This is a genomic window from Roseateles oligotrophus, from assembly GCF_025717515.1.
In the GTDB taxonomy this organism is placed as follows: Bacteria; Pseudomonadota; Gammaproteobacteria; order Burkholderiales; family Burkholderiaceae_C; genus Paucibacter_A; species Paucibacter_A oligotrophus.
In genome coordinates this window covers 48,177-69,169 of record NZ_JAJIRN010000008.1, presented here as the reverse complement: position 1 = coordinate 69,169, position 20,993 = coordinate 48,177, and the positions used below count along the sequence as shown (strand labels likewise).

General features: G+C 65.0%; 16 protein-coding genes. 11 read left to right on the top strand and 5 right to left on the bottom strand.

The genetic code is table 11. From position 1 onward, the window contains the following. Positions 1-44 precede the first annotated feature (44 nt). The 4 genes from LNV07_RS17810 to LNV07_RS17795 are packed head-to-tail and all read right to left on the bottom strand — an operon-like array spanning position 45 to position 3,180. Positions 45-1,070, bottom strand: coding sequence for a S49 family peptidase (locus tag LNV07_RS17810; RefSeq protein WP_263572524.1), 1,026 nt, complete (start codon positions 1,068-1,070; stop codon positions 45-47). Positions 1,071-1,092: 22 nt separating this feature from the next. Further along, positions 1,093-1,497, bottom strand: coding sequence for a Rieske (2Fe-2S) protein (locus LNV07_RS17805; protein WP_263572523.1), 405 nt, complete (start codon positions 1,495-1,497; stop codon positions 1,093-1,095). A gap of 1 nt (position 1,498) precedes the next feature. Further along, positions 1,499-2,158 (bottom strand): HAD family hydrolase, encoded by a 660-nt coding sequence (locus tag LNV07_RS17800; RefSeq protein WP_263572522.1) that lies wholly within the window; start codon positions 2,156-2,158, stop codon positions 1,499-1,501. Then, positions 2,155-3,180, bottom strand: a complete 1,026-nt coding sequence (locus LNV07_RS17795; protein WP_397545577.1) for an RluA family pseudouridine synthase — start codon at positions 3,178-3,180, stop codon at positions 2,155-2,157. Before LNV07_RS17795 ends, LNV07_RS17800 begins: the two co-directional genes overlap by 4 nt. Before the next feature lie 862 nt (positions 3,181-4,042). Between LNV07_RS17795 and LNV07_RS17790 the strand changes: the two genes are divergently transcribed. Next, a complete protein-coding gene (locus tag LNV07_RS17790) occupies positions 4,043-7,084 on the top strand; it encodes an Rne/Rng family ribonuclease (RefSeq protein WP_263572521.1) in 3,042 nt (1,013 codons plus the stop codon). A gap of 72 nt (positions 7,085-7,156) precedes the next feature. Here LNV07_RS17790 and LNV07_RS17785 read toward each other — a convergent pair whose 3' ends face one another. Next, positions 7,157-8,884: an ABC transporter ATP-binding protein/permease gene (locus LNV07_RS17785; protein ID WP_263572520.1), complete on the bottom strand. Its 1,728-nt coding sequence runs from the start codon at positions 8,882-8,884 to the stop codon at positions 7,157-7,159. 186 nt (positions 8,885-9,070) lie between these two features. Here LNV07_RS17785 and amrB point away from each other — a divergent pair, with 186 nt between their 5' ends. The 10 genes from amrB (at position 9,071) to LNV07_RS17735 (ending at position 20,983) form a co-directional block, all read left to right on the top strand. Continuing rightward, entirely contained in the window at positions 9,071-10,507 is a 1,437-nt protein-coding gene (gene amrB / locus LNV07_RS17780) for an AmmeMemoRadiSam system protein B (RefSeq protein ID WP_263572519.1), read from the top strand. Beyond that, positions 10,504-11,637: an AmmeMemoRadiSam system radical SAM enzyme gene (gene amrS, locus LNV07_RS17775; protein WP_263572518.1), complete on the top strand. Its 1,134-nt coding sequence runs from the start codon at positions 10,504-10,506 to the stop codon at positions 11,635-11,637. The genes amrB and amrS overlap by 4 nt, the downstream gene beginning before the upstream one ends. A 20-nt stretch (positions 11,638-11,657) precedes the next feature. Then, entirely contained in the window at positions 11,658-14,147 is a 2,490-nt protein-coding gene (ppsA, locus tag LNV07_RS17770) for a phosphoenolpyruvate synthase (protein ID WP_263572517.1), read from the top strand. A gap of 42 nt (positions 14,148-14,189) precedes the next feature. Then, positions 14,190-15,986 carry an acetate--CoA ligase gene (acsA, locus tag LNV07_RS17765; protein WP_263572516.1) on the top strand — a complete coding sequence of 599 codons (1,797 nt, stop codon included), beginning with the start codon at positions 14,190-14,192 and terminating at the stop codon, positions 15,984-15,986. After that, positions 15,983-17,020, top strand: coding sequence for a pyruvate dehydrogenase (acetyl-transferring) E1 component subunit alpha (pdhA, locus tag LNV07_RS17760; protein ID WP_263572515.1), 1,038 nt, complete (start codon positions 15,983-15,985; stop codon positions 17,018-17,020). Before acsA ends, pdhA begins: the two co-directional genes overlap by 4 nt. A 29-nt stretch (positions 17,021-17,049) precedes the next feature. Then, on the top strand, positions 17,050-17,613 hold the full coding sequence (locus LNV07_RS17755; protein ID WP_263572514.1) for a flavodoxin domain-containing protein: 564 nt from the start codon (positions 17,050-17,052) through the stop codon (positions 17,611-17,613). Then, complete coding sequence (locus LNV07_RS17750) at positions 17,613-18,590, top strand: alpha-ketoacid dehydrogenase subunit beta (protein ID WP_263572513.1); 978 nt, start codon at positions 17,613-17,615, stop codon at positions 18,588-18,590. The genes LNV07_RS17755 and LNV07_RS17750 overlap by 1 nt, the downstream gene beginning before the upstream one ends. A gap of 18 nt (positions 18,591-18,608) precedes the next feature. Further along, positions 18,609-19,820 (top strand): dihydrolipoamide acetyltransferase family protein, encoded by a 1,212-nt coding sequence (locus LNV07_RS17745; protein WP_263572512.1) that lies wholly within the window; start codon positions 18,609-18,611, stop codon positions 19,818-19,820. After that, positions 19,817-20,110, top strand: a complete 294-nt coding sequence (locus LNV07_RS17740; RefSeq protein WP_263572511.1) for an acyl carrier protein — start codon at positions 19,817-19,819, stop codon at positions 20,108-20,110. The genes LNV07_RS17745 and LNV07_RS17740 overlap by 4 nt, the downstream gene beginning before the upstream one ends. Positions 20,111-20,539: 429 nt before the next feature. Further along, positions 20,540-20,983: a host attachment protein gene (locus LNV07_RS17735; RefSeq protein WP_263572510.1), complete on the top strand. Its 444-nt coding sequence runs from the start codon at positions 20,540-20,542 to the stop codon at positions 20,981-20,983. Positions 20,984-20,993: the final 10 nt, after the last annotated feature.

The window sequence follows — 20,993 nt, the reverse complement described above, 5'->3', positions numbered from 1 at the left end:
AACACTCAATTCAAGAAGAAAAACAAAACTGCTGCGGGCGGGCTCTAGCGGATGGGCGCGAGATTGCGTACCGCTTTGATCGCGCCCTCGCCCATCGCGGCGCCAAAACGCTTGGCCAGGCGCTCGGCGACGTTGTCGCGCGGCGTGTAGTCGATCACCTCTTCGGCCTTGACGACCTCGCGGGCGACAAAGTCCAGATTGCCGTAATGGTCGGCTAGGCCGAGCGTGATCGCCTGCTCGCCGTTCCAGAACAAGCCAGAGAAGATCTCCGGCGTTTCTTTCAGGCGCTTGCCGCGGCCCTCGCGCACCACGGCGATGAATTGCTGATGGATTTGATCCAGCATCGCCTGGGCGAAGGCCTGCTGCTTCGGGCTCACCGGGGTGAAGGGGTCCAGCATGCCCTTGTTGGCGCCGGCGGTCAGCAGGCGACGCTCGACGCCGAGCTTGCCCATCAACTCGGTAAAGCCGAAGCCGTCCATCAAGACGCCGATCGAGCCGACCACCGAAGCCTTGTCGACATAGATCTCGTCGGCCGCCGCCGCGATGTAATAGGCACCCGAGGCGCACATTTCCTCGACCACGGCATAGACCTTCTTGCCATGCTTGAGCTTGAGCCGCTTGATTTCGTCGTAGACGATGCCAGCCTGCACCGGGCTGCCGCCGGGTGAATTGATGCGCAAGACAATCGCCTGCGAGCCACTGTCCTCGAACGCGCTCTTCAGGGCGGATAGCAGCAACTCCGCGCTGGCCTCGGTGTCGGCGGCAATCTCGCCACGCACCTCGACCAGGGCGGTGTGAGGTGCATTCGGGTTCTGCATATGGTGGCGTTGCGAAAACAGCGACCAGGCCATCACCGCAATCAGCGTCAGCCAGATCAGGCGGAAAAACAGCTTCCAGCGCCGTTCGTTGCGTTTGTCCAGCAGGTATTCGCGGGCGAATTGAGCCAGCAAGGGCTCGTAGCCTGCGGCGCTGGCACCGGCGCGGGCCGACTCGCTGCTGGCCACTTGAGCCGTCACATCTGCTTGCGGGTCATGGATGGGCTTGGGGAGATCGTCGAATGAGTTATTCATTTTTCTAATTCTGTTTGGGGCTTCAGTCTTCAAACGCCGGTTTGGTGTCGCGGCTAGGATACCAATAGACCTGACCCTCGCGTTCCTGCACTTCGATCTTGGTCAGCCCGATGCGCCCGCACATGCCGGTCACGCAACGGCCAGTCAGCGGGTCATAGACCGCGCCGTGAATCGAGCACATGATGAATTGCTTGTCGCCGTCAAGGAACTCGCCCTCTTGCCAGTCCATCTCGGTCGGCACATGGGCGCAGCGGTTCAGGTAGGCGACCACCTGACCCTCGAAACGCAGCGCAAAAGCGCGCGCCGGCTGGCGGCATTGCAGCACATCAAAGCTATGGGCGCGGCCGCGCTCCAGCAACTCTTCCGACGAGCACAGCGCTATCGCTGGCGTTGCGGGCGGGGCCAGCGGTTTGTCTTCTTGACTCATATCAGGCGTTCTCGTTCAACCAGGCATGCAGATCGGGCACCGAATGTGCCACATACAGAGGCGCGAATTCGCCAAAACTGGCGTGATCATGGGCGCCATAGCCGACCCCGACGCTGGCTGTGCCGGCATTGCGGGCGAGTTGCAGGTCATGGGTGGTGTCACCGATCATCAGCGTGCGCTCAGGCTCGACGCCAAACTCACGCATCAACTCCAGCAACATCTGCGGATTGGGTTTGCCGGCCGTTTCATCGGCGGTGCGCGTGGCATCAAACACGCCGCGCAGGCTGTCGACATTCAGCACCTCGTCCAAACCGCGCCGGCTTTTGCCGGTCGCCACCGCCAGCCAATGGTGGCGAGCCTTCAAGCCCGCCAACAAGTCCAGCACGCCGGCAAACAGCGTCACCTGATGTTGGGAGCTCAGGTAGTGATGGCGATAGCGCTGACCCAACTCGGGGTAGCGCTCGGGCGCCAGGTCAGGGAGCGCATAGGCCAAGGCCTCTTGCAGCCCCAGGCCGATCACATAACTGGCCTGCTCCGCCGATGGCTCGGTCAGGCCGAGGTCGACAGCGGCGGCCTGGATGCTGCGGGTGATGATGGCGGTCGAATCGAACAGCGTGCCGTCCCAATCGAACACCAGCAAATCAAATTGTTTGGGTCTCATTTGTGCTTCAAAGCCAGGATCAATTGCTCGCATTCGGGCGGCAGCGGCGCGCTCAACTCAAGCTCACCGGTGCCGGCCGGATGCGCGAAACGCAGGCGCTTGGCATGCAGAAACATCCGCTCGAAGCGATGCGGGCCACGCGCCAGGGCCCGATTGGCCTCGAAGTCGCCATACTTGGGATCGCCAACGATGGCGTGCCCGGCATAGGCCAGATGAACCCGGATCTGGTGCGTGCGGCCGGTCTTGATGGTCACGTCGAGCAGGCTGTAACCGTTCAAGCGCTGCGCCACCTTGACCAAGCTGATCGAGCGCTTGGCCTGGTCAGCCGATGGATCATTCGGGTTGGGCAGCGCCCTGACCCAGCGCTCGCCGTCGCTGCCGATGAACTTCAACAGCGGCACATCGATGACCTTCTTGTTGTCGGCCCAGTCGCCGGCGACCAAGGCCGCATAGGTCTTGCCGGTCTCGCGCTCCCGGAACTGCTCTTGCAAGGCGACCAGCGCGCTGCGCTTTTTGGCGACCAGCAGCAGGCCCGAGGTCTCTTTGTCCAGGCGATGGACCAGTTCCAGAAACTTGGCCAGCGGTCTGGCCTGGCGCAATTGCTCGATCACGCCGAAGCTGACGCCCGAGCCCCCATGCACGGCAACGCCGGCCGGCTTGTTGATGGCGAGCAGGTGATCGTCCTCGAACACAACCGGAAACTCGCGCGCCGGCACATAGTCCGGCCGCTCCAGCACCCGTTCGGGCAGGCGCACCGGCGGCACCCGCACCTCATCACCCAGCTCCAAGCGCGTGTCGGCATGCGCCCGGCCCTTGTTGACCCGCACCTCACCGGCGCGAATGACGCGGTAGATATGCGTCTTGGGCACGCCCTTCAACTCGCGCAGCAGGAAGTTGTCCAGACGCTGACCGGCCGAGTTTTCGTCCACCGTCACGCGGCGAACGGCCGGCGCCGGGGCCGGCGTCTGCGGGGCGCTCTCGACCTTCAGCGGCTGTGCGACGGACCTCGGCGAGGTTGGCACTCGCTCACTTCGCGGCGCTGTTTTAAGGCCACGGGAGACGTTCCCGCCCCCCGTCCTCGCACCCGCACTTCTGCGGGTTTGTGTGGCGGCCGGTGCTTTGGCTTTAGCCCTTATAATGTTGCTCACCACGTTATAGCCGTAAGTATTTGATTTATCTGATTTTACCTGGGCCATGGCCACAGGCGGTTTTGCTTAAATCAAGGCCGAAACCAAGATAGATCAGTGGCGAACAGGTGGCGTACGAAACGCTAATATGCGTCTCGTATGAAATAAATAGGTGATGCAACGCGCATCGGCTGTAAGCGGGCCTTGTCCCCATGTGACAAGGCGGCTTCGGGTGTAGCGCGGCAGAGCAATATTAGAACGAGCCACGCCGATACGACCTGCTTTCGATTGAGAACAAGGGTCGCGTCGGTACAGACAAGGTTTTTTAAAGGCATGAGGCAGGCCCGGTCAAGAGCCAGGCCGCCTCGGTCTAGCGTCCAACAGTCCTCGCGGATGATTGCCAATCCCCTCACCCCCCACCGCTTTCGATCACAGCCCCGGCCCAGCGCCGGCGAGGCTGTTGCGCGCGGCCGTGGCCGGGCCGCACAGCACCACCGGGCCTCGGCCCGGGCTGCGCGTTCATGGGAATGGCCATCCGCGCCGCCTGCTGTGCCGCATGCGCCAACGCTGAATTGCTGATCGCCCGCCGAACCCGGTAGCGTTGCAATTCAGTCCAGGGCGATTCCTTCCTCGGTTCATCAAATATTGCTCGTGCATCGATGTGTTGCCAAGGCGGCGCCTTTCTTGGGCCACTGCGGCAGCGTGTTGTAGCGCGCTCAAAGGCTTAGTCCCCGAGCGCAAAAGGAGTGATGAACAAATGAAACGCATGCTGATCAATGCGACGCAGCCCGAGGAGCGTCGCCTGGCCATCGTTGATGGCCAAAAGCTGATGGACTTCGAGACCGAAATCGAAGGCCGCGAACAGCGCAAGGGCAATATCTACAAGGCCGTCGTGACCCGCGTCGAGCCTTCGCTTGAGGCCTGCTTTGTCGACTACGGTGAAGACCGCCACGGCTTCCTGCCCTTCAAGGAAATCGCCCGCCAATACTTCCGCGAAGGCGTGGACGTGCGCAGCGCGCGCATCCAAGACTGCATCCGCGAAGGCCAGGAACTGCTGGTCCAGGTCGAAAAAGAAGAGCGCGGCAACAAGGGCGCGGCGCTGACCACCTTTGTCTCGCTGGCCGGCCGCTACTTGGTGCTGATGCCCAACAACCCGCGCGGTGGTGGCGTCAGCCGTCGCATCGAGGGCGAAGACCGCGAAGAGCTGAAAGAAAACCTCGACCAGCTCGAGTACCCGAAAGGCATGTCGCTGATCGCCCGCACGGCAGGGATCGGCCGCTCGGCCGCCGAGCTGCAGTGGGACCTGAACTACATGCTCAAGCTCTGGACCGCCATCGACGATGCGGCCAAGGGTGGCAAGGGCGCCTACCTGATTTATCAGGAATCCTCGCTGGTGATTCGCGCGATCCGCGATTACTTCACCGCCGATGTCGGTGAAATCCTGATCGACACCGATGACCTGTACGAGCAGGCCAGCCAGTTCATGAACCACGTGATGCCCGACCAGGGCCACCGCGTGAAGCGCTACCGCGATGACGCGCCGCTGTTCAGCCGCTTCCAGATCGAGCACCAGATCGAAACCGCCTTCAGCCGCACCGTCAACCTGCCGTCCGGCGGCGCGATCGTGATTGACCACACCGAGGCCTTGGTTTCGGTCGACGTCAACTCGGCCCGCTCGACGCGCGGCAGCGACATCGAAGAAACCGCCACCCGCACCAATCTGGAAGCGGCCGACGAGATCGCCCGCCAGATGCGTTTGCGCGACCTGGGCGGCCTGATCGTCGTCGACTTCATCGACATGGAAGAGTCGAAGAACCGCCGCGAGGTCGAGCAACGCCTGCGCGACGCGCTGCGCCCCGACCGCGCCCGTGTGCAGTTCGCCTCGATCAGCAAGTTCGGTCTGCTGGAAATGAGCCGCCAGCGCCTGCGCCCTTCTTTGAGCGACGGCAACCACATCACCTGCCCACGCTGCAATGGCACCGGCCATATCCGCGACACCGAATCCAGCGCGCTGCAAATCCTGCGCATGGTGCAGGAAGAGTCGATGAAGGACAACACGGCGGCCGTGCATGTGCAGGTGCCGGTCGAGGTGACCAGCTTCTTGCTCAACGAGAAGCGCACCGAGATCACCAAGATCGAACTCAAGCAGCGCGTCACCGTGCTGCTGGTGCCGAACAAGCATCTCGACACGCCTAACTACAAGCTTGAGCGCCTGCGCCACGACGACCCGCGTCTGGAAAACCTGCAGGCCAGCTACACCATGATCGAAGAGCCGCAGGATGAGGTGGGCATCACCCGCCGCAACGACGCGGACAAGATCAAGAACAAGCAAGAGCCGGTCATCAAGGGCGTGCTGCCCGAGATGCCGCCTCCGACACCGGTCGCACCGGTGGCCAAAGCGGCGCCAGTGGCTGCGCCCGCAGCTGCGGCTCCGGTGGAAGCCAGCGGTGGCTTCTTCGGCTGGATCAAGAGCTTGTTTGGCGTCAGCAGCCCGGCTCCCGTTGAAGCGCCGGCAGCCCCGGCCAAGCCGGCCGTTGGCGGCGAGCGCAAGCGCGAAGGTGGACGCGACGGTGGCCGTGATGGCGGTCGTGGTGGCCGTGACCGCGGTCGCAATGGCGAACGTGGCGGTGAACGCGGTGGTGAGCGTGCCGGCGCCGAGCGCGGTGCTTCGGCAGACCGTGGCGAGCGCAACGCCAAGCGTGATGCTGGCCGCAGCGAGCGCCCGCAGGAAGCACGCCCGGAAGGCCAGCGTCCCGAGCGAAGCGAGCGTGGAGAGCGTGGCGGAAATCGCCGCCCTGACCGTGCCGATAGCAAGCCGGAAGTCAATGAAGTTCGCGCCGAGCGCGCCGAGCGTCCTGACCGTGGCGAGCGCCCAGAAGGCGGCCGCCGCCCACGCGCCGAGCGCGGTGAGCGTGTCGAGCGCAATGACGAAGCTCGCGTTGCTGCACCGATTGCCACGGCAGTTAGCATGGCGGCGATCGGCGAGCAAGACGCGGCCGCGCTGGAGCAAAGCCAGGCCGAGATCAATAACGCGGCCATCGCCGAAGCAACCGGCAATAGCGAAGACCGAGGCGCCCGTGGGGGCCGTCGTCGGCGTCGCGGCAGCCGTGACCGTGAAGACGGCCGGCCCGCAGAAGCCGGTGAAGCCGGAGCCGAAGGCAGCGCCAACGAAAGCGCCAACGGCGAAGCACAAAGCGAAAGCCAAGCCAATGAGCCAAGCAGCAATGGCGAAGCCGGCAACGACGGACAAGCCAATGATGGACGCCGCCGTCGCGGTGGCCGTGACCGCGTCCGCCGTGAGCGCCGCGATGACGCGCCGACCGCCGAGTCGACCGCCGAGTTGCTCGCCGAACCGGCCGCCGAAGCTCCACAGTCGATCCAAGCCGAAGCAAGCGTCAGCGAAGTAGCTGCCCAGCCTGCTGCTGTCACTGCAGCCGCGGCGGTGGTGGCGGACACCGCAGTGGCCGAGCTTGCTGCTCCTGCTCCTGCTCCTGTTCCTGCAGCACCGGTGGCGGCACCGGCCCCCGCCGTGGTCGAGCCTGTTGCTGCGGCTGCTGTCGAAGCGCCGTTTGTGCTGGAGATCGATGCCTTGCAAGCGGTGGCCCAGTCCAGCGGTTTGCAGTGGGTCAACTCGGATGTGGCGAAGATCCAAGCCGCTCAGGCAGCCATCGCGGCCGAGGCCAAGCCTGTCCATGTACCGCGTGAGCGCGCGCCCATGGTCAGCATCGAAGAAGGCCCTCTGGTCTTGGTCGAGACCCGCAAAGATCTGGCCCAAATCAAGTTGCCTTTCGAGCAGTAAATCTCGTCAGCCTCCTTGAAACGCCGCCGTGGCTTTTGCCGCGGCGGCTTTTTTTTGCCCCACAGCCCGGCTCTATTCCCATCGGTAATCGGCCGCCTTATGCAGCGTCCAACTGCCGTCACCGGGCAGCACCAGCACCTGGCTGTGGTGCTTGAGCAAGGCCTGGTGGTGGCTGACGCTGACCGGCGTGATTGAGAGCCCGGCGAGCTGCATGTACAACCGCGCTTCATTGGCGGGGTCGAGCGCGCTGGTCGATTCATCCAGCAGCAAATAGCGCGGTTTGGCCAGCAGCGCGCGGGCAAACGCCAGCCGCTGCTGTTCGCCGACCGAGAGCACCCGGCTCCAGTCCAGCTCGGCATTCAGTCCGCCGAAGCGACCGGCCAGCAAGGGCAGATTGACCCGCTCCAGCCAGAGCAGCAGCTCCTCGTCCGAAATCGCCCGCGCGGCCTGCGGGTAGATCAGCTGATCACGCAGACTGCCGAGCGGCAAATAGGGCTGCTGGGGCAGGAACAACATATCCGGCCCGGCTGGTCGAAGCACGGTGCCCGAGCCGCTTGTCCAGAGCCCGGCGATGGCACGCAGCAGTGAACTCTTGCCTGCGCCGCTGGCCCCGACGATCAGCAGGCCCTGACCCGGCTCGACGCTCAAACTCAGCGTTTGGATCAGCAAATGCTCGCGGTTTGGCGTCAGCACCGTCAATTTATCCAGCACCAATTGCAGGGCCGGCTCCAGGCTGATCTGCGGCATCGCCTCAGCGGCGCCCTCGGGTGCAGGCGCTGCATAGCGTTGCAGCGTTAGCGAGAACACATGCAGGCGCCCGACCCCGGCGGAAAAACGGCTCAGGCCTTCAAAGTGATCGACGATCACGGTCAGCGCGCCGAGCACGGCGGCAAATGCGCCGGCGGCCTGAATCGCCCTGCCCACCTCCAATTCGCCGGCCAAGACCTCGCCGGCAATGAAGGCAATCGGCAAGACCGCGGTCAAAAAACTGTGCGCGTACTGAAACAGATTGAGTTTGAATTGCCAGCGCAAGACCTGCTGATAGTTGCGCTGCAGCGCAGCGAAGACCCGCTGCAAGGCCGACATTTCGCGTACCTCGCCGTCGTAGAAAGCGATCGCTTCGGCATGCTCGCGCAAGCGCACCAGGTTGAAACGGAAGTCAGCCTCGCGCTGCAGTTGGGCAAAGTTCAGGCCGATCAGGCGCTGGCCGAATGCCGCTGCCGCAATCCAACTGCTCAACAAGGCGTAGACCAACAAAAAATAGACCAGCCCACGCGAGATCGACCACAGCACATGCGAAAACGCGATCAACTGCATGGCCGAGCCGATCAGAATCATCGAGAAATAGAGCGATTGCTGGGTGAAGCTGTTGATGTCCTCGGCGATACGCTGGTCCGGGTTGTCGATGCCCGAACTGGCGTCGAGCCGGTAATAGGCGCGCTGCGAAAAATAGCGGCACAAAAAGCTGTCGGTCAGCCAGCGCCGCCAGCGCAGGCCCAGGCTGTCGCGCACAAAGTAATAAAGCGCATAGATTGGCACGGCGGCCAGCAGGATCAAGGTATAGCGACGGATCGAGGCCCAAAAGCGCGAGCTGTCGCGTGCCGCCAGGGCCGAGGTGAACTCGCCGGTCTCGTGATTGAACAAGACATTGAAGGCGGTCTGCCCGAGCAGCAGCAGGATCAGCAGGGCCAGCAGGCCGGCCGCCCGCCAGCGTTGATCGGAGCGCCAGAACGGCAGCGCGATCAGCATGAAGCGGCGCCACAGGTGGGCGTCGATTCCGGGGCTGGCTTCGATTTTCATGGGCTGGCTGCAGTCTGGCGCCGCCCGGCCGGCGGCCCATGAGCAAGATCAACTTAGCAAAACATTGCAGCTAGGCACCCGGCCCCATTGAGCGCGCTCAAGCCTGACGCGGCGCGGCGCCCTAGCATCGCGTAGTCAAGCCAAGCCAAGCCCATTTTCAAGCGCAAGCACCGCCGAGGAGCCGCGATGAATACAAGCACCCGCCCCGCTGCCGTGGCCGGCGCCTTCTACCCTGCCGAGCCGCAGGCCTTGCGTGGCCTGCTGGACCGGCAGCTGAGCAGCGTCGCCCCGCCGAGCGAGCCCCGGCCGCAGCCGCAGCCTCACCCGCGGCCCAAAATGCTGCTGGTGCCGCATGCCGGCTATGTCTATTCCGGCGAAGTGGCTGCGGCGGCCTTTGCGACGCTGCCGCCCTGGCGGGAGCAGATCGAGCGGGTGGTGCTGCTGGGTCCCGCGCATCGGCTGCCGGTGCGCGGCATCGCCTTGCCCACCGTCAGCGCCTTCGAGACACCGCTGGGTCGCATACCGCTGGATCTTGACGCTATGGCCTTGCTGAAGGACTTGCCGCAGATCGAATCGGCCGACCCACCGCATGCGCAGGAACATTCGCTGGAAGTGCAGCTGCCCTTCTTGCAGCGCGTGCTCGGCGATGGCTTCAAGCTCTTGCCCTTGCTGGTGGGGGGCGCCAGCCCGGCGCAGGTGGCCCAAGCGCTGGAGCGCGTCTGGGGCGGTGACGAAACCCTGGTGCTGATCAGCTCCGACCTGTCGCATTTTTTGAGCTACGAGCAGGCCCATGCGCGCGACCGGGTCACGGTCGAGCGCATCCTGCAGTTCGCCACCGATTTGGTCGGCGAGCAGGCCTGCGGCGCGGCGCCACTGAATGGCGCGCTGGCCTTGGCCGCCCGCCATGGCTTGCGGCCACGCTTGCTGCGGCAGCGCAATTCGGGCGACATCCCGGGCGGCGAGCACCGGCGTGTGGTGGGTTATGTTTCGATCGCTTTCGAGGCCGACCCGGCCGCGCCCGCCTTGCTTGAGCAGCGGTCTGCTGACCAGCGGCTGGGCCCGATATTGCTGAGCGGCGCACGCCACACGATTGCGCATCGTCTGGGCCTGCCTGGCCCGCCGGCGCCGGATGAGGGCGCCCACCCGGCGTTGTCTCGCCCCGGTGCCAGCTTCGTCAGCCTGCATGACGCAGGAGGCCAGTTGCGCGGCTGCGTCGGTCGCCTGCAGGCGCAGCGGCCCTTGATCGAGGATGTATGCGCGAATGCCTTTGCCGCCGCTTTTTGCGACAGCCGCTTTGCGCCACTGCGGGCCGAGGAATGGCCGGGGCTGCAGGTCGAGGTGTCGCTGCTTGAGCCGGCCGAGCCCATGCCGGTGCAAGATGAAGCCGAGGCACTGGCCGCGCTGCGTCCGGGCATTGACGGCCTGATTCTGGCCTGGCGCGACCGGCAGGCGACGTTTTTGCCGCAGGTCTGGGCGCAATGCCCGCGGCCGGCGCAGTTCCTGGCCGCACTCAAGCACAAGGCCGGCCTGCCGCCGGACTTCTGGGCCGCCGATCTGCGCCTGTCGCGCTATCGGGTGCGCTGCTTTAACGAGTTAGCCTATGCAAGCGAGGACGCCCCATGAAGCCGATTCCCGCCGAAGACCAGGATCTGCCGGAGAGCGAGTCATTGGCGCTCGATAACGGCGCGCCGGCGCGCTGGTGGCACAAGCTGGCCGATGGCCGCATTCAATGCGATCTCTGCCCGCGCGATTGCAAACTGCACGAGGGCCAGCCCGGTCTGTGTTTTGTGCGCCAACGCGTCGGCGATGAAATGCGCTTGATGACCTATGGCCGCAGCTCGGGCTTTTGCATCGACCCGATCGAGAAAAAGCCGCTGAATCACTTCTACCCCGGCTCCAGCGTGTTCTCCTTCGGCACCGCCGGCTGCAATCTGGCCTGCAAGTTCTGCCAGAACTGGGACATCTCCAAAAGCCGCGAGATGGACAGCCTGATGGACGCGGCCAGCCCGCGCCAGATCGCCGAGGCCGCGCGCAAGCAGAACGCGCTCAGCGTCGCCTTCACTTACAACGACCCCATCATCTTTGCCGAATACGCGATCGACACCGCCGAGGCCTGCCATGCGCTGGGCCTCAAAACCGTGGCGGTGACGGCCGGCTATGTGCATGCCGAACCGCGGCGCGAATTTTTCGCCCGGATGGACGCCGCCAATGTCGACCTGAAGGCCTTCACCGATGAGTTCTATCAGCAGCAGACCGGCTCCCACCTGGCGCCGGTGCTGGAGACGCTGCTGCATATCCAGCACCGCAGCGCCTGCTGGCTGGAGATCACCACCTTGCTGATTCCGGGCCTGAATGACAGTACGCCCGAGTTGGAGGCGCTGACGGCCTGGGTCGCCAAGGAGCTGGGGCCGGATGTGCCGCTGCATTTCAGCGCCTTCCACCCCGACTACAAGCTGAGCCAGATCCCCGCCACGCCGGCCGCCACGCTGCGGCGGGCGCGCCGGATTGGCCTGGACAGCGGCCTGCGCTACGTCTACACCGGCAATCTGCATGACACGGAAGGTGGCAGCACCTGCTGCCCCGGCTGCCATGCCAAGCTGATCGAACGCGATTGGTATGACTTGCTGCACTACGAACTCGACGCCGAGGGCAAATGCCCGCATTGCGGCACGCGCATCGCCGGCCGCTTCGCAGCCAAGGTCGAGCGCGGCTTTGGCCGGCGCCGCATCCCGGTGCGTATGGCATCGACTTGAACACACCACAAGGGCAGACCATGAGCAGCACCGATAGCCAGACCTTGAACCCGGCCCGCTCGGATGATCTGCTCTGGTTCAAGGACATCGGCCTCGGTGACACCGCCTTGGTGGGTGGCAAGAATGCCTCGCTGGGCGAGCTTTACCGCGAACTGACGCCGCAGGGCCTGCGGGTGCCGAATGGCTTTGCCATCACGGCTGCCGCCTACCGCCGAACTTTGGCCGCGGCCGGCGCCGGCCCGCGTCTGCAGGCGGCGCTGGAGGGGCTGAATCTGGCCGATGTGGCCGACCTCGCCCGCCGTGCGGCGCTGGCGCGTGAAATCGTCTACACGGCCGAGCTGCCGGCCGATCTGAGCGCAGCCATTCTGGCCGCCTACCGGCGCTTGCAGGACGAGTATGGGCCGAGCCTGAGCCTGGCGGTGCGCAGCTCGGCCACCGCCGAAGACCTGGCCGATGCCAGCTTCGCCGGCCAGCATGAAAGCTATCTGAACATCAGCGGCGAGGCGGCGTTGCTGGAGGCGGTGAAGCGCTGCTTCGCCAGCCTCTACACCGACCGCGCCATCGCCTACCGCACCGGGCGCGGCTTTGACCACGCCAAGGTGTTCTTGTCGGTCGGCGTGATGAAGATGGTGCGCGCCGACATCGGCGCCGCCGGCGTGATGTTCACGCTCGACACCGAGACCGGCTTTCGCGATGTAGTCCTCATCACCGGCAGCTACGGCCTGGGCGAGAACGTCGTGCAGGGCGCCGTTGACCCGGATGAGTTCTATGTCCACAAGCCGAGCTTCGAGCTAGGCTTTCGCGCGGTGCTGCGGCGCACGCTGGGCAGCAAGAAGCTGAAGATGGTCTACGCGGCCGGCGGCGCGCGCGACAGCACCCGCAACCTGCCGACCGAGCGCGCTGAGCGTGAGCGTTACTGCCTTGAGGACGCCGAGGTCCTGACGCTGGCCGACTGCGCGATCAGAATAGAAAAACATTACACCGCCAAGGCCGGTCAGGCCCGGCCGATGGACTGCGAATGGGCCAAGGACGGGATGGATGGTCGGCTCTACATCGTGCAGGCCAGGCCCGAAACCGTGGCCTCGCAGCTGCGTGGCCAGGTGCTGGAGCAATATCGGCTGCGCCGGTCCGCGGGCCAGGCCGATGCGGCCTCGGCAGATTCAGTACGCGCCAGCGGCAAGGCGGTCGGCGCCAAGATCGCCAGCGGCCGCGCCCGCGTGATTCAGAATGTGGCGGCGCTGAGCGAGTTCCGGCCCGGCGAGGTCCTGGTGGCCGACATCACCACCCCCGACTGGGGCACGGTGATGAAGACCGCCGCCGCCATCGTCACCAACCGCGGCGGGCGCACCTGCCATGCTGCCATCGTGGCGCGCGAACTCGGCATCCCGGCCGTCGTCGGCTGCGACAGCGCGACCCGAGCTATCCGCAGCGGCGATGAGATCACCGTCAGCTGCGCCGAGGGCGATATCGGCCATGCCTACGCCGGCCTCTTGCCCTTCGAGGTGCAGCGCACCGATCTGGCCGGGCTGGCCCGCCCCGCCACCCAGATCATGCTCAATATCGGCGACCCGGTCAGCGCCTTCAAGCAGTCCTTCTTGCCGAATGACGGCGTCGGCTTGGCGCGCATGGAGTTCATCATCAGCGATGCGATCGGCATCCACCCGATGGCGCTGGTGCACCCGGAGCGCATCAGCGACCCGCTTCAGCGCGCCGAGATCTTGCGCCGCTGCGCGCAATATCCGTCGCCGTCCGAGTTCTTCATCCAGCGCTTGGCCGAAGGCATAGGCACGATTGCGGCGGCCTTCTACCCCAAGCCGGTGGTCGTGCGCCTGTCCGACTTCAAGACCCATGAATACGCCAGCCTGCTCGGCGGCGCCGCCTTCGAGCCGCAAGAGGCCAACCCGATGCTGGGCTTTCGCGGGGCCTCGCGCTATGCCCACCCGGCCTATGCCGAGGGCTTTGCGCTCGAATGCGCGGCGCTCAAGCGGGTGCGCGAGCAGATGGGTTTGAGCAATGTGATCCTGATGCTGCCCTTTTGCCGCCGCGTCGAAGAAGGCCGGCAGGTGCTCCAGCGCATGGCGGCCTTGGGGCTTGAGCGCGGCGTCAAGGGTCTGAAGATTTATGTGATGTGCGAAATCCCGAACAATGTGCTTCAGCTCGATGCCTTTGCCGGCCTGTTCGATGGCTTTTCGATTGGCTCGAATGATCTGACCCAGTTGACGCTGGGCGTGGACCGGGACTCCGAGATCGTCGCCTTCGACTACGACGAGCGCGACGAGGGCGTCAAGGAACTGATCCGTCTGGCCGTGCTGGGCTGCCAGCGCAATCACTGCCACAGCGGCATCTGCGGCCAGGCGCCGTCGGACTATCCGGAGATGGCCGAGTTCCTGGTCCGTCTGGGCATCGATTCGATCAGCCTGAACCCCGACTCGGTGCTCAAGACCACGCTGCATGTGCTGGAGATCGAGCGCCAGCTCGGCCGCCCGCCCCGGCTTGCGCAAACGCAATAGCTTTTGCCGCGCTGCCCTCAGGCTATCGAGCGAGGAGCGCTCATGGACAGACCCGCCATCATCCACAAGACCGCCGCCGATCTGCGGCTGCCGCCAAACTTGTCCGACTACGCGGCCACATGCCGCGACTTCAGCTGGGCGGCGCAGGCCAAGGCCATTCGGGATTCGCAAGGCTTGCCGAACGGTGGCCTGAATATTGCGTTTGAGGCCTTGGACGCCCATGCCGGCGGGCCGCTGCGCGACAAGACCGCGCTGCGCTTCGTCTCGCGCAACGCCGCGCCGCAAGAGTTCAGCTACGCGGAGCTGACGCGCCAAAGCAAGCGTTTTGCCAATTTGCTGCGTGAACTGGGTGTTAGCAAAGGCGCCAAGGTGTTTGTGCTGGCCGGGCGTATGCCGCAGCTCTATATCGCGGTGCTCGGCGCCTTGCGCCATGGCTGCGTGGTGACGCCGCTGTTCTCGGCCTTCGGGCCCGAGCCCATCATCACCCGCATCAATTTGGGCGCCGCCGACTTGCTGGTCAGCAGCGAGGAGCTGTACCGGCGCAAGCTGCAGGGGCGGCGCGAGCAGATGCCGACGCTGCGCCATGTCTTGCTGGTGGCCGAAGAAGGCAGCAGAAGTGTTTGTGCAGACCCAGACACCTTGGACTGGGCCACGCTGATGGCGGCGGCCTCCGATGAAGAAAGCGCTGCACCCGACACCAGGCCGGAAGACCCCGCGCTGCTGCATTTCACCAGCGGCACCACCGGCACGCCCAAGGGCGTCGTCCATGTGCATGCGGCCGTGCTCGCCCATCACGCGAGCGGCCGCTACGCGCTCGACCTGCGGCCCGAAGATCGCTACTGGTGCACGGCCGACCCGGGCTGGGTCACCGGCATGTCCTACGGCATCATCGCGCCGCTGCTGCAAGGCGTGACCTCTGTGGTCGACATGGAGGAGTTCGACACTGATCGCTGGTACGGGCTGCTCGAACAAGAGCGCATCAGCGTCTGGTACACCGCGCCGACGGCGATCCGCATGTTGATGAAGTCAGGCACCGAGCAGACTCGCCGTCATGATTTTTCGGCACTGCGCTTCATCGCCAGCGTCGGCGAGCCGCTCAACCCCGAGGCCGTCTGGTGGGGCAAAGAGGCGCTGGGCCTGCCGATTCACGACAACTGGTGGCAGACCGAAACCGGCGCCATCATGATCGCCAACACGGCGGCCTTCGACATCAAACCCGGTTCGATGGGCCGGCCCTTGCCCGGTGTCGAGGCCTGCATCGTCGAACATCTGGAGGCCGAGGGCGCAGCGCCCCAGGTGCGTGTCATCGCGGCACCCGATGTCGAGGGCGAGTTGGCGCTGCGGGTCGGCTGGCCCTCGATGTTCCGCGCCTATCTGAACAACGAGGCGCGCTACCGCAAATGCTTTGCCGGCGACTGGTATCTGAGCGGCGATCTGGCGCGCCGCGATGCCGACGGCTATTTCTGGTTCGTCGGCCGCGCCGATGATGTGATCAAGTCGGCCGGCCATCTGATCGGGCCTTTCGAGGTCGAGAGCAGCTTGATGGAACACCCGGCCGTTGCCGAGGCCGGTGTGATCGGCAAGCCCGATGCGGTGCTGGGGGAGATGGTCAAGGCCTTCGTCTCGCTCAAGCCGGGATTCAAGGCGGACGAGGCGCTGCGCCGCGACTTGCTGGCCCATGGGCGCAAACGCCTGGGTGCGGCGATTGCGCCCAAGGAAATCGACTTTCTGCCCAAGCTGCCCTGCACCCGCAGCGGCAAGATCATGCGCCGCTTGCTCAAGGCCCGCGAACTCGGCCTGCCGGAGGGCGACACCTCAACGCTGGAGGGCGGCGCATGAGCGGCACAGCGGCGACGCCTGAATCAGCTGACTTGGCCAGCATTGAACCCCGCCGGCATGAGCGCGCGTTTTGCCTCGCCCGCCTGGCCGATATGGTTCGCATCCGCCGCATGGAAGAGCGCTGCGCGCAGCTCTATGGCGAGGGCAAGATACGCGGCTTTTTGCATCTCTATATCGGCGAGGAGGCGGTCGCCGCCGGCATCTTCTGCGAGCTCAAGCCCGAGGACAAGGTGCTGGCCACCTACCGCGAACATGGCCATGCGCTGCTGCGCGGCGTCAGCATGAAGGCCATCATGGCCGAGATGTTCGGCAAGCAAGAAGGCTGCTCGCGCGGGCGCGGCGGTTCGATGCATTTGTTCGACAAGGCCTGCAACTTCTACGGCGGCAACGCCATCGTCGGCGCCGGCCTGCCCAGCGCCGTCGGCCTGGCGCTTGCCGACCAGATGCTGGGCCGCAAGGGCTGCGTGACGGTCTGCTTTTTTGGCGAGGGCGCGGTGGCCGAGGGGGTCTTCCATGAGTCGCTGAACCTGGCCGCACTGTGGCAGTTGCCGGTACTGTTTGTGTGCGAAAACAATCTGTACGCGATGGGCACGGCCTTGGCGCGCAGCGAGGCGCAGATCAGCCTGACCGCCAAGGCCGCCGCCCAAGGCTTGCCGACCGGCCATATCAACGGCATGAATGTGCTGGCCGTGCATGCGGCGGCGGCGCAGGCCATAGCCTTCGTGCGGCGCGAGCAGCGGCCGTTTTTTCTGGAGCTTCACACCTACCGCTTCCGCGCGCATTCGATGTTTGACGCCGAGCTGTACCGCGACAAGCAGGAGGTCGAGCGCTGGAAGACACACGACCCGATCGCCTGCTTCGCCGCCCAGCTGCGCGCCGCCGAGATGCTCAATGACGTCGAGCTGCAGCAGATCGAACAAGCGGCCGAGCAGGAGCTCGAGGCAGCGGTGCGCTTCGCCGAAGCCGGCAGCTGGGAGCCGGTCGAACAGATGTTTGTCGATGTAGTCGCCGGCCCGGCCGGGCCCAAGTCTTGAGTCATCAAATCACAGCAAGGAGAACCGTTATGCTGCCCATCCTGATCGCCTATGGCACCACCGAGGGCCAGACCCGCAAGGTGGCCCAGTTCATCGCCGAGCGCCTGCGCATTCGCGGCCACCGGGTCGATGTGGTCGACACGGCCACGCCCGCCGCCGAGCAGGTCCAACCTTTTTACCAGGCGGTGATTGCCTGCGGCTCCTTGCATCTCGACCGGCATCAGAGCTCGCTGGCGCATTTCCTGAAGTCCAACCAGGAATGGCTGAAGACGCTGCCACTGGCCTTCTTCTCGGTCTCCTTGAGCGCGGCGATGAATGACGCCGACAGCAGCAAGGAAGTACGCCGCTCCGCCGATCACTTCATGCAGGAATGCGAGCTGCAACCACTGCTGACGCGTTGCGTCGCCGGTGCCTTGAAGTACACGCAATACGATTATTTCAAGCGCGTGATGATGCGCCTGATCGCCCGCCACCATGACCAGTCCGGCGACACCAGCCATGACCATGAATACACCGACTGGGCGCAGCTGGAGGCCGATGTCGATCAATTCCTGAAGATCACCGGGTTGGCCCCCACGGCCCAAGTCGCCTGATGGGCAGCTACCGCGAAGCGCTGCGCGCGGCCCACCTCGAGGCGCTGGAGCGCGACCCGCGCGTGCTCATCATTGGCGAGGATGTCGGGCGTTATGGCGGCAGCTATGCGGTCACCAAAGGCCTGCAAGAACAGTTCGGCGAGCAGCGGGTGCGCGACGCGCCGCTGTCGGAGCTGGCCTTTGTCGGCGCCGGCATTGGCGCGGCCCTGGGCGGCTTGCGGCCCATCATCGAAATCATGACGGTCAACTTCAGCCTGCTGGCGCTGGACCAGATCGTCAACACCGCCGCCACGCTGCGCCATATGTCGGGCGGCCAGTTCGGCGTGCCGCTGGTGATACGCATGGCCAGCGGCGCCGGCCGGCAATTGGCGGCCCAGCATTCGCACAGCCTGGAGGTCTGGTATGCCCATGTGCCGGGCCTGCGGGTGCTGGCGCCGGCCACGCTGGACGACGCGCGCGGCATGCTCTGGCTGGCGCTGCAAGACCCCGACCCGGTGATCCTGTTCGAGCATGCGCAGCTCTACAACCTGGAGGGTGAACTGAGCAACCCGGTGCCGCCCATCGACCTTGAACATGCCGCCCTGCGCCGCAGCGGCGCCGATCTCAGCATAGTCAGCTACGGCGGCTCGATGCCGCGCGTGCTGCAGGCCGCCGAGGCGCTGGCCGCCGACGGCATAGACGCCGAGGTGATAGACCTGCGCGTGCTGCGCCCGCTGGACATGGCGACCGTGCTGGCCTCGGTGCGCAAAACGCACCGCCTGCTGGTGGTGGACGAGGGCTGGCGCAGCTGCGGCCTGGCGGCCGAGATCATCGCCGCCGTGTCCGAGGCGGCGTTCTATGACCTGGACGCGGCACCGATGCGGGTTTGCGGTGCCGAGCTGCCTATGCCTTATGCCAAGCATCTCGAAGAGGCCGCGCTGCCGATGCCGCCAAAAATCATCGCCGCAGCGCAGTCGCTGCTGCGCCAGCAACTCTGAACGCCCGCGGAGCCGCCCATGTATGAATTGCGCCTGCCCTCGCTGGGCTCCGACATGGATAGCGGGCGCCTGTTGCAATGGCTGGTCAAGCCCGGCGACAAGGTCGAGCGCGGGCAGGTGGTGGCCGTGGTCGACACCGCCAAGGCGGCGATCGATGTGGAATGCTGGCAGGCCGGCACCGTCCATCGCCTGCTCGCGCCGCTGCAACAGACCCTGCCGGTCGGCAGCCCGCTGGCCTTGCTGCGTCTGCCCGGCGAAAGCGCCGAGGAGGTCGAGCGCCAATGGGCCGTGGCGCAGGCGCAGCCGGAAACCGAACCGGCGGCGAGTGCGCCGCAGCGCCCAAAAATCTCGCCGGCCGCACGCCGGCGTGCCGCCGAGCTGGGTCTGGATGCAAATAAGTTGCAGCCGAGAGCGGCCGGCACCGCGTTGACGCTGGCGGATATCGAGGCCCATGGGCAAGCGCAGCAAACGACCTTGCTCGCCCAGAGCGGCCAGAGCAGCCAGAGCAGCGAGACTGACGACCGCAGCTTCGCGATGCGCGCCACCATCGCCGCCGCGATGAGCCGCTCCAAGCGGGAGATTCCACATTACTACCTGGCCGAGACCATTCCGATGGCCAAGGCCAGCGCCTGGCTGCGTCAACGTAATGAGTCACTGCCGCTGACCGAGCGCCTGCTGCCGGCGGTGCTGCTCTTGAAGGCGGTGGCGCTGGCCTTGCGGCGGGTGCCGGAGCTGAATGGCTACTTTGTCGACGGCAAGTTCCAGCCTGCCCATGCAGCGCATATCGGCGTGGCGATCTCGCTGCGCGGCGGCGGCCTGCTCGCTCCGGCCTTGCACGATGTGCAAGACAAGCCCGTGGAGCAATTGATGCGGGAGCTCGGCGATCTGGTCAAGCGCACCCGTGCCGGCTCGCTGCGCAGCTCCGAGATGTCCGCGCCCACCATCACCGTCACCCAGTTGGGCGAGCAAGGGGTGGAGCAGGTCTTCGGCGTGATCTATCCGCCGCAAGTGGCGCTGGTGGGCCTGGGCCGCATCGCCGAACGGCCCTGGGTGCAGGACGACGGCAAGCTGGCAGTGATGCCGCTGCTAAGCGCGACCTTGGCGGCCGACCACCGGGTTTCGGACGGCCACCGGGGCGCGCTATTTCTGGCCGAGCTGCGCGACTTACTGCAGGAGCCGCAAGCTCTAGTCCCGCCAGCCCAATCAAGCCCAGACGGGAGCACGCCATGAGCGACAGCGACAAGGACAAAAAGATCCCAAGCAGGCAAGACCTGACCCTGACGCTGCTCGAACTGCTGTGCCAGATCGCCCCCGAAATCGACCCGAAGGCGATTGCCATCGAGCGGCCGCTGCGTCGCCAGGTCGACCTCGACTCAATGGACTGGCTGAATTTTCTGCTCGGAATTGAGAAACGCTTCGGCATAGCCATCCCGGAGGCCGACTATGCGGGCCTCATTTCACTCGACGATGTGCTGAACTATCTGCAGGCTCGGATGGTTCAAGGCAAGACTACCGACTGAGGCTGGACCCTGCCCTCTCATGCCATGCATCACCCAGTTGCGCTTGGCAAGGCAATAGCACGCCAGCAGCCGCACAGAATTGGATCGAACTGAACAGCAGATTTGCCGCTCATTGCGCATGCTCAAGGCCGGCGGTGCAGCGCAAACTAAATTTGAATCACAAGGAAGGCAGGCAAGAGTGAAATGGGGTTGAGGACATAGGCGCAAGGTGAATGGCCAGCTTGCAATGCTTGCGGGCTAGGGGTGTGAGTTTCCCCTTGAGTGGGGAAGTCATGGTGTCGCCGACACCATGATGGTGAAGTGCTGTTGACTCGAGCGGGCGAAGCAGACGCATCGGCCGCTTGAGCTAGACGGCCTTCTCCAAGCCCGCCAATTCGCAAGACTTGGCGGGCTCCTTTTTTGATAGCGATGTCTGTTGGAGAACAAAGCATGACGGCGACCTGGATTGTTCTTTGCAATGCCGCGCGTGCCCGCATTTGCGAGCGCAGCGATCGAAACTCCGAATTGCGCGAGGTGGCCGACTTCGTGCATCCACAAAGCCAGCTCAAGGGCATCGATCTGGCCTCGGATCGGCCCGGCAAGGTGATGCGCGCCATCGGCGAGAGCAGCCCGGGCGGCACCGCCCTCGACGCCCGTACCGACCCGCATCGAAAGCAGCATGAATTATTCGCCAGGCAGTTGGCAAGTTATGTTGATGAGGCCGTGAAGGCAAAGCGCTGCGGGGCGCTGCTGCTGGTCGCGTCGAATCCATTTCTTGGCGAGTTGAAGTCGCAACTCAGCCCGGCATGCGAAAAAGTCTTGCAGGGCACACTGCCCAGTGATCTGACCGGACTCGCCCTGCCTGAGTTGACGCAGCGCTTGGCTACGCTGTAGCGATGGCTTC

Excerpts from the sequence above, each read along its gene's own strand:
- LNV07_RS17790 (WP_263572521.1), top strand. The coding sequence starts at position 4,043 with ATGAAACGCATGCTGATCAATGCGACGCAGCCCGAGGAGCGTCGCCTG.
- LNV07_RS17745 (WP_263572512.1), top strand. The coding sequence starts at position 18,609 with ATGTATGAATTGCGCCTGCCCTCGCTGGGCTCCGACATGGATAGCGGG.
- LNV07_RS17785 (WP_263572520.1), bottom strand. The coding sequence starts at position 8,884 with ATGAAAATCGAAGCCAGCCCCGGAATCGACGCCCACCTGTGGCGCCGC.
- ppsA (WP_263572517.1), top strand. The coding sequence starts at position 11,658 with ATGAGCAGCACCGATAGCCAGACCTTGAACCCGGCCCGCTCGGATGAT.
- LNV07_RS17800 (WP_263572522.1), bottom strand. The coding sequence starts at position 2,158 with ATGAGACCCAAACAATTTGATTTGCTGGTGTTCGATTGGGACGGCACG.
- LNV07_RS17740 (WP_263572511.1), top strand. The coding sequence starts at position 19,817 with ATGAGCGACAGCGACAAGGACAAAAAGATCCCAAGCAGGCAAGACCTG.
- LNV07_RS17735 (WP_263572510.1), top strand. The coding sequence starts at position 20,540 with ATGACGGCGACCTGGATTGTTCTTTGCAATGCCGCGCGTGCCCGCATT.
- LNV07_RS17750 (WP_263572513.1), top strand. The coding sequence starts at position 17,613 with ATGGGCAGCTACCGCGAAGCGCTGCGCGCGGCCCACCTCGAGGCGCTG.
- acsA (WP_263572516.1), top strand. The coding sequence starts at position 14,190 with ATGGACAGACCCGCCATCATCCACAAGACCGCCGCCGATCTGCGGCTG.
- LNV07_RS17805 (WP_263572523.1), bottom strand. The coding sequence starts at position 1,497 with ATGAGTCAAGAAGACAAACCGCTGGCCCCGCCCGCAACGCCAGCGATA.
- pdhA (WP_263572515.1), top strand. The coding sequence starts at position 15,983 with ATGAGCGGCACAGCGGCGACGCCTGAATCAGCTGACTTGGCCAGCATT.
- LNV07_RS17755 (WP_263572514.1), top strand. The coding sequence starts at position 17,050 with ATGCTGCCCATCCTGATCGCCTATGGCACCACCGAGGGCCAGACCCGC.
- LNV07_RS17810 (WP_263572524.1), bottom strand. The coding sequence starts at position 1,070 with ATGAATAACTCATTCGACGATCTCCCCAAGCCCATCCATGACCCGCAA.
- amrB (WP_263572519.1), top strand. The coding sequence starts at position 9,071 with ATGAATACAAGCACCCGCCCCGCTGCCGTGGCCGGCGCCTTCTACCCT.
- amrS (WP_263572518.1), top strand. The coding sequence starts at position 10,504 with ATGAAGCCGATTCCCGCCGAAGACCAGGATCTGCCGGAGAGCGAGTCA.